Annotated in this window: 6 protein-coding genes and 1 pseudogene; 3 read left to right on the plus strand and 4 right to left on the minus strand. The window is 66.1% G+C overall.

Annotation, left to right across the window (positions count from 1 at the left end; genetic code table 11):
- Positions 1-90: 90 nt before the first annotated feature.
- Together KBA48_RS30865 and KBA48_RS30870 are read left to right on the plus strand one after the other, a co-directional pair.
- Positions 91-927 (plus strand): ABC transporter substrate-binding protein, encoded by an 837-nt coding sequence (locus KBA48_RS30865; protein ID WP_292912527.1) that lies wholly within the window; start codon positions 91-93, stop codon positions 925-927.
- A gap of 110 nt (positions 928-1,037) precedes the next feature.
- Positions 1,038-1,505 (plus strand): OsmC family protein, encoded by a 468-nt coding sequence (locus tag KBA48_RS30870; RefSeq protein WP_292912528.1) that lies wholly within the window; start codon positions 1,038-1,040, stop codon positions 1,503-1,505.
- 151 nt (positions 1,506-1,656) lie between these two features.
- Here KBA48_RS30870 and KBA48_RS30875 read toward each other — a convergent pair whose 3' ends face one another.
- From KBA48_RS30875 to KBA48_RS30890, 4 genes are all read right to left on the minus strand, one after another.
- Entirely contained in the window at positions 1,657-2,091 is a 435-nt protein-coding gene (locus KBA48_RS30875; protein ID WP_292912529.1) for a RidA family protein, read from the minus strand.
- A 5-nt stretch (positions 2,092-2,096) separates the two neighbouring features.
- Positions 2,097-3,263 (minus strand): membrane dipeptidase, encoded by a 1,167-nt coding sequence (locus KBA48_RS30880; RefSeq protein ID WP_292912530.1) that lies wholly within the window; start codon positions 3,261-3,263, stop codon positions 2,097-2,099.
- On the minus strand, positions 3,256-4,656 hold the full coding sequence (locus tag KBA48_RS30885) for an amidohydrolase family protein (protein WP_292912531.1): 1,401 nt from the start codon (positions 4,654-4,656) through the stop codon (positions 3,256-3,258). The genes KBA48_RS30880 and KBA48_RS30885 overlap by 8 nt, the downstream gene beginning before the upstream one ends.
- 62 nt (positions 4,657-4,718) lie before the next feature.
- Complete coding sequence (locus tag KBA48_RS30890; RefSeq protein WP_292912532.1) at positions 4,719-7,901, minus strand: glycoside hydrolase family 15 protein; 3,183 nt, start codon at positions 7,899-7,901, stop codon at positions 4,719-4,721.
- A gap of 174 nt (positions 7,902-8,075) precedes the next feature.
- Here KBA48_RS30890 and malQ point away from each other — a divergent pair.
- Positions 8,076-9,305: pseudogene (gene malQ, locus KBA48_RS30895) on the plus strand (4-alpha-glucanotransferase); the annotation flags it as partial.

Here is a 9,305-nt window from a genome sequence, read left to right on the forward strand (position 1 = left end):
GGCTTGCCTCTATGTCGGGTCTGCCGACGGACGCGGGCTGCCCGGTGCCCTGGCGTAACCGGCTAATGCCGATCATGAGGGCAGGTGTCGTTGACGCGGTCCATTTGCCGCCCGTGGCTGCTTCTCCCGGCCGCCCTTGCGGCGGTTTTGCTGCTGCCGGCCCCGGATGCCGGGGCGCAGGAGACGGGCACCCCGGTCTCAACCGCCACCCCTTCCGTGGTCAGCGTCGTTTGCGGTCCCCTGCCGTTCGTGTCAGATGGTGGTGCCTGCGATCGCGGCATCGGTGCCGAACTGGCGCACGCCGCTTGTGACCGGGCCGGGCTGAAATGCGCGTTCCAGCAGCTCCCCTGGCCGCGCGCCCAGAAGGAGGTGGAGATGCGGCAGGCCGATATCCTGATCGGCCCCTTCCACACGCCGGAACGCGATGCCTGGCTGGACTTCAGCCGGGAGCATTTTTATGTCGACCAGATGTGGCTGTTCCGGCATCCGCCCGATGATGGGAGGATGCCGGACGAGGCTTCCATTTCGACCATCGGCGTGCCGCTGGGCTGGGCCGTGGGGGGGGACCTGGACAGGCGCCCCGGCGTGCGCCTGGAAACGGTGCGGACCGTCGATCTGGCCCTGAATCTGGTCCTGTCCGGGCGGCTGGATGCGGTGGCGGCCCATGCGCGCGCCGTGGCCCGTTATCATGACGAACATCCCGGCATCCGACTGCTGCCCGTGGGCCGGCCGCTGTCGGTGCAGCGTTCCTATATGGGATTTTCCAAGCTGTTTGCCGGCACGCTGGAACGCCGCCTGTTCGAAGCGGCCTACGAGTCGCTGCTGGCGGACAGTCAGTATGGTGAAATCCTGGCCCGCAACAAACCCTTCCCCGACATGCGGACAGAAGTGGCCACACGCGGTCACCAGTTTCCGTCGGCGCCCTGACGCAATCCCTTTCGGCGCCACGCTGACCGGCGCAATCGGCCCCTGTGCCCGTCGGCTTCGGGCCATAGGATGCGACCGGTCGATCCGTATCGGAAAGGATTTGTACGATCATGTCCGGCAAGGAACATCATTACGCCGTTACCGTCACCTGGACCGGCAACCAGGGCACGGGTACCAGTGGTTATCGCGCCTATAGCCGCGATCATCTGGTCAGCGCGGGGAACAAGCCCGCGATCCCCGGCTCGTCCGATCCATCCTTCCGGGGCGATCCCGCACGCTGGAACCCGGAGGATCTGCTGGTCGCCTCGCTGTCGGCCTGTCACAAGCTCTGGTATCTGGGCCTGTGCGCCGGTGCCGGCATCGTGGTGACCGATTATGAGGACCGGGCCGAAGGCTGGATGGTGGAGGAGGCCGGTGGTGCCGGGCAATTCACCCGTGTCCTGCTGCGCCCGCGCGTGACCCTGGCCCCCGGTTCTGATGTGGAAAAGGCCGCCCATCTGCATCACAAGGCGCATGAGATGTGTTTTATCGCCCGTTCCGTGAATTTCCCCGTGGAGGCGGAACCCTCATTCGTTTGATACCAAGGTCAATAAGTGTTGACCTTGGTATCCGCGCCGACTGGCGCGGCGCGGCCCGTGCCGCCGAAGTCATTAAATTCTGACGGGTCAGAATTTAATGACACGTATGAAGGGCAGGTTGGGTGGGGAGCCGGTGCCGGCCCCCCACCGCCTACATCTTCGCCCAGCACTCCACCTCCAGCAGGGCGCCCAGGGCCAGGCCGCTGCTGCCGAAGGCCGAGCGGGCCGGCAGACGGTCGGGTTTGAAATAGGTGATGTAGATCTTGTTGAAGTCGCCCCACTGCTTCATGTCCTGCATCATCACCGTACATTTGAAGACGCGGTCCATGGTCAGGCCGCGTCGTTCGACGGCGGCCTTGATGTTTTCCATGACCTGACGGGCCTGCGCTTCCATGCCATCGGGCAGTTTCAGGGCGGCGTCATTGCCCAACTGACCCGACAGGTAAAGGATGCCATCCACTTCCACCGCCTCTGAGAAGGGGGCGCCGGGAAAGGCCTTCTGGAAGCGGATATCGTCGGCGGCCTGTGCGGGAAAAGCCAGCAGGCCCAACGCCGCAAGCAGCATCCATTTCTTCAGCATGGTCATCGCCCTCAGCCCCAGGTGTCGCGCGCGAAGCGCAGGTAGTTGCGGCCCAGGATCTTTTCGACCTGGGCGGATTTCAGGCCACGGGCCAGCAGCAGATCGGCCAGTTTCTGGAACTGTCCGGGGCCGCGCAGGTCCATGATGAAGGGGGTGGTTGTCGCGGTTTCCCCCGGTGCGGCGATGCCCAGGCGCACGCGTTCGGCGTTTTCCTTCCGCAATTCCTCCATATAGGCGTCCATATCGTCATAGGAGGTGACATAGCCGTCGGTGCCGATGCCGATATGATCCTCCCCCGCCACCTTGACCGCATGCAGGATATGGTCGGCCACGTCATTGGCGGTAGCAATACGGCCCTTGGCCAGGAAGGGCATGAAATAGATACCGATGAAGCCGCCCTTGTCAGCCACGCCGCGCAGTTCCGCATCCGTCTTGTTGCGGGGCAGGTCGGTCAGGGCGCGGCAACCCGTATGGTTGATGGACAGGGGCCGGGTGGCGGCCGCGATGGCGTCCAGGCAGGTCTGGCGGTTGGAATGGGACAGATCCACCTGCACACGGTTGGCCTCGATCCGCGCCAGAACCTCGCGGCCCAGCGGGGTCAGCCCCTGATCGTCCGGCATCACGCTGCCGGACCCCAATTCGTTGCGGATATTGTAGGTCAGTTGCATGACCCGCACGCCCATATCGGCAAACAGGTCGACGCGCGACGGGTCGGTGCCGAACATGGCACCGTTCTGGAAGCCCAGGATCATGCCGATGCGGTTGCCGGCGCGTGACCGTTCGATATCGGCGGCGGTCAGCACCAGATGCAGATCGTCCGGCTGGCTGCGGATGCGGGCCAAGTTTTCGGCCACGTCCCGCACGCTGAATTCGAACGGGTCGCCATCGCCAGCCACCCAGCCGATGGTGACATTGACGGCGTTCAGGCCGGCGCGGCGGGCATCCGCCAAGGCCCGTTCATCAACACGGTTACGCTGCGCGCGCGGCGTATCCTTGGTCGGCGGCGGCAGGTTGGGATTTTCCAGCCCGCCCAGCACATTGACCACCAGCATGTCGCGGATGCCGACCGCCCCGGCCGGGCCGGGAATGGGGGCCGGGTTGGCGGCACGGGCGGCGGCGGGCAGCAGGGCTGTGGCGGTCCCGGCCAGCAGCAGGTGGCGGCGGGCAATCTCACTCATCCTCTGGCATCTCCTCCGGGCGGATCGGTTGATAGGCGCTGCGGTCCAGGCGGGTGCCGCGCTTCACGGTAAAGCGGATGGAGCGCAGGTTGGACAGGTCGGCCAGGGGATCGCGGTCCAGCACGACCAGATTGGCCAGCTTGCCCACCTCCACCGACCCCATCTCCGCCTCCTGTCCCATCACCTTCGCCCCTTCCAGGGTGGCGGCGCGGATCACGGCCGATGGCGGCAGGTGCGCATGACTGTGCAGCAATTCCAACTCATCATACAGCGCCGGCCAGGGATGGTTGCGGCCGGGAACGCCATCGGTGCCGGTCACGATGGTGACGCCCGCGCGGAAGGCCTGGGCCGTCAGGGCAGCGGCAACATCCAGCGGGCAATAGGGGCGCGGCTTCATCGACGGGTTGGCGGCCAGACGGCGATCATATTGCTGATAGACGCGCAAGGTGGCGTCCAGGACGATGCCGCGCGCCGCCATGTCGCGGAACAGGGCCTGCATCTGCGGATTATCGCCGTTCTTCAGCTTCTCCACCTCCACCAGCCGCCGGTCCTTATAGGTGGTGGGGCGGGGGTCGGAGACCTGATAGGCCAGGTAACAGGTGTGGGAAATGCTGTCGACCCCGGCCGCCACCACGTCGGCCGGGGCGGTGGGAAACACCATGCCATGGGCCCAGACGCGCATGCCCTGGCGGTGCGCCTCCGCCGTGATATTACGCACGTCCTGTGGCCGCAGATTGTCGTAGAGCTTGATCGCCACCGCCGAGGTGCCGCGCGCCAGGGTCACCACCTCCGCCAGGTTGGTGCCATCATCCACGGCCCGCATCCACGGCACGCCACCGGGTTTCACCCCCTCCGCCGCCGCTGCGGTGCGCGGATCATCGAAGAAGTCGGGGCCGGCGAACAGGGCGGCGGCGAAGATGTCGGGCCCCGGCACCTCCCCCACCCGCGCGGCGCGGGCATATTCCATGACGGCGCGCAGATCATCGGCCATGTCGCGCACGGCCGTGATGCCGCCGAACAGGTCGCGGCGCATCTGTGCTTCGGCCTGCACCCGATTGGGCGGGGTCGCCATATGCTGATGCGCATCGATCAGGCCGGGCAGGAGATAGGCGCCGGCCAGATCGATGAGGGTGGCGCCGTCGCGTGCGGCGGCGTCCAGCTTGGCCATGGGCAGGATGTCGGCGATCCATTCGCCCAGTGTCACCACCGCCATGCCGGGCCTTGCGGGGCCACCGAGCCCGTCGATCAGGACGGCATTGATGTAGATGACCTTTACCGCCTGTTCGGCGGGGGCGAAGGGGCGCGGCATGGCACCGGGCGGGGCGGCGGCCAGGGCGAGGGGACAGGTCAACATCGTCCATGCCAGCAGGCCCGCCTTGAACGGAAACCGCATTTTCCCCCCGGAAAAAAGTTACCCTTGATTGGTAACGTAAATCCGGGGGTAAACCAAGCCGGTCAGGCCGCGTCGGACACCGTTTCCGCCAATCCCGCCAGAACCAGGGCGCCCACGGCGAAATGTTCGGCGGTCTTTACCGGGGACAGGTTGTAGAAACCTTTCCAGGCGGCGGCCTGGTTCACCTCCGCCTGTCCCGGATGGGCCAGACGCCAGTGCCGTTCCACGGCGGCGGCGATGATCCGGTCGGTGGAGATCAGGCCCGGCAGGCGCACATTGCTGTGGACGGACAGCATCTCCGACACGGCCCACAGCGCCTCCACCGTCAATTGCCGGTATTCCGGCGCCATGATGCGGTCCAGCCGCGCCTCCACCTCCCGCGCGAAATCACGTTCGCCCGGTGTGCGGTCGGCGCGCAGGGTGGCGCTGTCCAGGCGCATTTCCTGATGGTTGGGATCGGCGATGATCAGGCCGTCACCATGACGCAGCAGGCCCCAGACCCGCTGGAAAAACGCATCGGGCACCGGCAGCAGCGTGCCCGTGGTATCGCGCCATCCCCACCAGTCGCCACCGGTCAGCACCGTGGCCGTCCAATCCTCCATGGCGAATTCCGGCCGGTCCACGGCGCTGCCGCGCGACAGGACGGGCAGGCAGAAATCCCCCGTCATGCCGGGGCAGCGCGAGATCAGGCGGCGCAGGCGGGTCAGGATGGCATGCGGCCCCTCGGCCTTCAGCACCTCCAGCGCCGCCGCGTCCGACAGGCCGCGCTGGCGCGCCACCGACCGGACCAGCAGGCCCAGAAGATCGGCCGGGCGCAGGGACAGGGTATAGCGGAACAGTTCCGGGCTGGCCTTGATCAGGGTGCCGCTGAACAGCAGCATCTCTTCGCGCAGCATCAGGGTGGCGGGGTCGCCGCCAATGGTGGCCAGACGGCTGGAGATGTCGGCATTGGCCAGCGGCCGGTCCACAATGCTGGCGCCCAGGATCACATGTTTCTGCCGGACCACGATTTCCTTCACCGCGTCCTGCAGCCGTTCATCATGGCGGTTCAGCATGTGGGCCAGCGGGCGGACAAGGTCCCAGCGACCGGCATGGCCGGCGGCACGGTACAGGTTTTCCGCCCGCTGCCACAGCGGTACGCCGCCATCGGGCACGAAGTCCCGCCCCTGGCGTTCCCACAGCAGAAGCAGCATCAGCATGTACCAGTCGGCGCGGCGTTCGCCCTCCAGCGACTTGGCCAGCCAGGGCGTATCCCCCTCCTCGATCCAGCGGCGATCTTCCCCGCCGGGCGGCGGCGCCTTGAAGTCGAAGGCGTCGTCGCCGGCCCAGGCGCGCACGGGCCGGGCCGTGACGGGGCAGGAGGGGGCGATCTCCTCGAACGAAACGATACGGGCGCCGCCATAGGCATCGATCAGGTCGCTGCCCCGCACCACCAGATCGGGCACGCGGCCGGAGACGAGGTCGGCCAGCGTTTCGGCCAGTTCCGCGAAACCTTCGCCCGCCGCCATGCCCTTCGACACTGGGAAGACCAGCAGCGGCGGCTTGGTGAAGGTCCAGGTGCGGTTGATATAGGCGATTTCCGACAACAGCCGGTCGACCAGGAACCGGTGGTCATAGGTGAAATAGAAGCCGTCCTGTTCATCGACAAAGGTGGGCACGATCACCGCCGGCTGTTCGGCGAAGCGGAAGCCGCAGGCCGTGATCAGCGTGCCCAGCCGGCGCGGCGGCCGCCCCGACAGGCCCAGGGCCTCGCACCGTCCCAATTCAGCCAGCGCCCCGACCAGCACATCGACATGGCAGATATTGATCGACCCGCCGGCCTGGGCCAGCGTCTGGCAGGACAGGCCATGGTCCTTCAACTGGCCCCGGACCTTGTCATCCTCCGCCAGAACGACAAGGCGCACAGGCACGGGCGGCTTGGGCTTCAGCTTGGCGCGGCGGTTCAGCGGGTCGACATCGCCCGGCGCCAGGAACCCTTCCTCGATCAGCAGGCCCATGATGAACAGGCTCTGCGCCCACAACAGGGGTACATTCTCGTTGGGCACGCGCTTCTGGCTGCCGGGATGGGCGCGCTCCGCCGCCACCGCCTCTTCCGGGACAACGAACAATTCGGGCAACAGGGCGTCGCCGCCGCGTTCCACCAGCAGGCTTTCCAGCTTGTCCCGCCAGGACGCCGCCCCGCGCGCATCGCCGGTCAGCAGGGCCGTCACATAGAAATAGGTATAGAACAGCGGCCATTCGCTCTCGATGCCGCGGAAGCGTTCCAGCTCACCCGCCTCGTAATGCAGGCGGGTATGGTCCTCCAGCACCGTCTGGTGCCCGTCGGTCAGGAAACGCTTGCAGCCATAGGGGCCGGCCAGCTTGGTCAGGATCTCGTTGCGCGTGCGTTCCACCAGATCGGGCGCATCGACGGCGAAAGCCGGCCAGCCGATGATGCCCAGCGTGGCCGCGTCCACCTCCTTCGATCCGGATTCGCGGGGCAGCAGCGCCTCCACCGTGGCCCTGGCGCGCGCGATCTCGTCCGGGACGGCATGGATGACGGCGACACGGCCCCCATCCTCCCCGAACAGGTCCAGGCCCTGCATCGCCTCCATGGCGGCCTTGGCCATGCCGATGGAACTGGCGTTCAGTTCAACGGCCCCGTCATTGATCTTGCGCCCGCGTTCCCAGATGCCGAAATCGGCGATGCGGTAGGCAGGGCCGATGTAGTGGACAAGGTTCTGGACAAAGGCCACCTCGTCCATCGTGTAGATGACCGAGGTGCCCGACCGTGTCATCTGCGCCAGCATCAGCAGGAACAGAGAGGTGGCGTCGATCTGCAGATGACCCCAGCCATCATCGGCGGCCACTGCTTCCCCCGTGCTGGCGGAATAGATGGCGTGCAGGCTGTCCAGCGGGGCCTGGCTCTGCTTGAACCGTTCCACCTTGGCCGCCTGTCGCATCATGGCCTGCAACAGGCCGCGCATGGTCTTGACGACGCTCTGTTCCAGCAGCCGCGCGCGGGCCGGGCTGTCGCCCCGGCGGCGATAGGCCAGCGACAAGGCCCAGGGACCGATGATCGAATAGACGTTATCGCGTACCCAGGCATGGGTGTAATTGCCATGGACCGTGACGGCGGTGCTGGCCGGCAGCAGGCCGGTGATCGGGTGCTGACGCACCAGGATCACACGGTTCACATGGTCGAACAACCGGTCCAACGCGGTCTTCACCGCCTGTCCACCCTGCTTGCCGATTCCCCGCGGCAATGGCGATTCCGGCATCTGGCACCCCGTAACAAAAACGCCCCGAACGCATCCCCCATTAGAGTAACAGCGTTACACGTCAGCGCAACTGTTGCAATGCAGCATGGCTTACGAAATCATGGGCAGATTGGGTCGGGATGATAGGATCACGACCCAGCCCCGGCCCCCAGTGGAAAGACCCGCCCGACCATGAATATTCAGCGTGCCAGCGGCCTTCTTCTGCACCCGACCTCGTTGCCCGGCGGGCATGGCATCGGCGATATGGGGCCCGCCGCCCGGACTTTCCTGGCCGACATCCAGGCGGCGGGACAGAGCGTGTGGCAGATCCTGCCGCTGGCCCCCACCAGCCTGGGCAACAGCCCCTATTCGGCCCTGTCCAGCTTTGCCGGCAACCCGCTGCTGATCAGCTTCGACGATCTGGTCCGCGACGGGTTCGCCGATGCATCCATCCTGTCGCGGCTGTCGGGGAACGACGCCGAACGGGTGGATTATGACGGGGTGGCGGCGACCAAGCTGGCGGCGCTGGACGTGGTGGCGGGCGACTTCCTGAAACGGTCCTCCCAGGATGATGAATGGGGCGATTTCGAGCTTTTCCGCGCCCGCAACGATGCCGAATGGCTGGATGATTACGCGCTCTACACCGTGTTGAAGGCCAGGCATGGCGGGGCCGCCTGGATGGACTGGAACGCGCTGTATGCCAGCCGTGACCCCATCGGCATCGGGGAGGCGCGGCACACGCTGTCCTTCGAGATCAAGAAGATCAAGGTGCAGCAGTTCCTGTTCTTCCGGCAATGGCTGGCCTTGAAGAAGGATGCCAATGCGCGCGGCATCCGCATCATGGGCGATATCCCCATCTTCGTGGCGGGCGACAGCGCCGATGTCTGGTCGCGTCGCGACCTGTTCGAACTGGACGGGTCGGGCCGGCCCACCATCGTGGCCGGTGTCCCGCCCGATTATTTCAGTGCGACCGGTCAGCGCTGGGGCAACCCGCTTTATCGCTGGGACGCGCACCGGGCCGAAGGTTTTTCATGGTGGCACCGGCGCATCGCCAAGACGCTGGAAACCGTCGACATGGTCCGCATCGACCATTTCCGGGGGTTCGAATCCTATTGGGAAATCCCGGCCCACGAAGAAACGGCCATCAATGGCCGCTGGGTGCCGGCCCCCGGCTATGAACTGTTCCAGTCCTTAAAGGACCGGTTCGGCGAACTGCCCATCATCGCCGAAGACCTGGGCGTCATCACACCGGAGGTGGAGCGGCTGCGCGATCATTTCGGCTTCCCCGGCATGCGGGTGCTGCCCTTCGAATGGGGCGACCATTTTGAACCCTGGCATTACGATCCCAACCGCTATGCCGCGCATTCCGTGTTCTATACGGGCACGCACGACAATGACACAATCCTGGGC

It is taken from the genome of Niveispirillum sp. (genome assembly GCF_017996735.1).
GTDB lineage: Bacteria > Pseudomonadota > Alphaproteobacteria > Azospirillales > Azospirillaceae > Niveispirillum.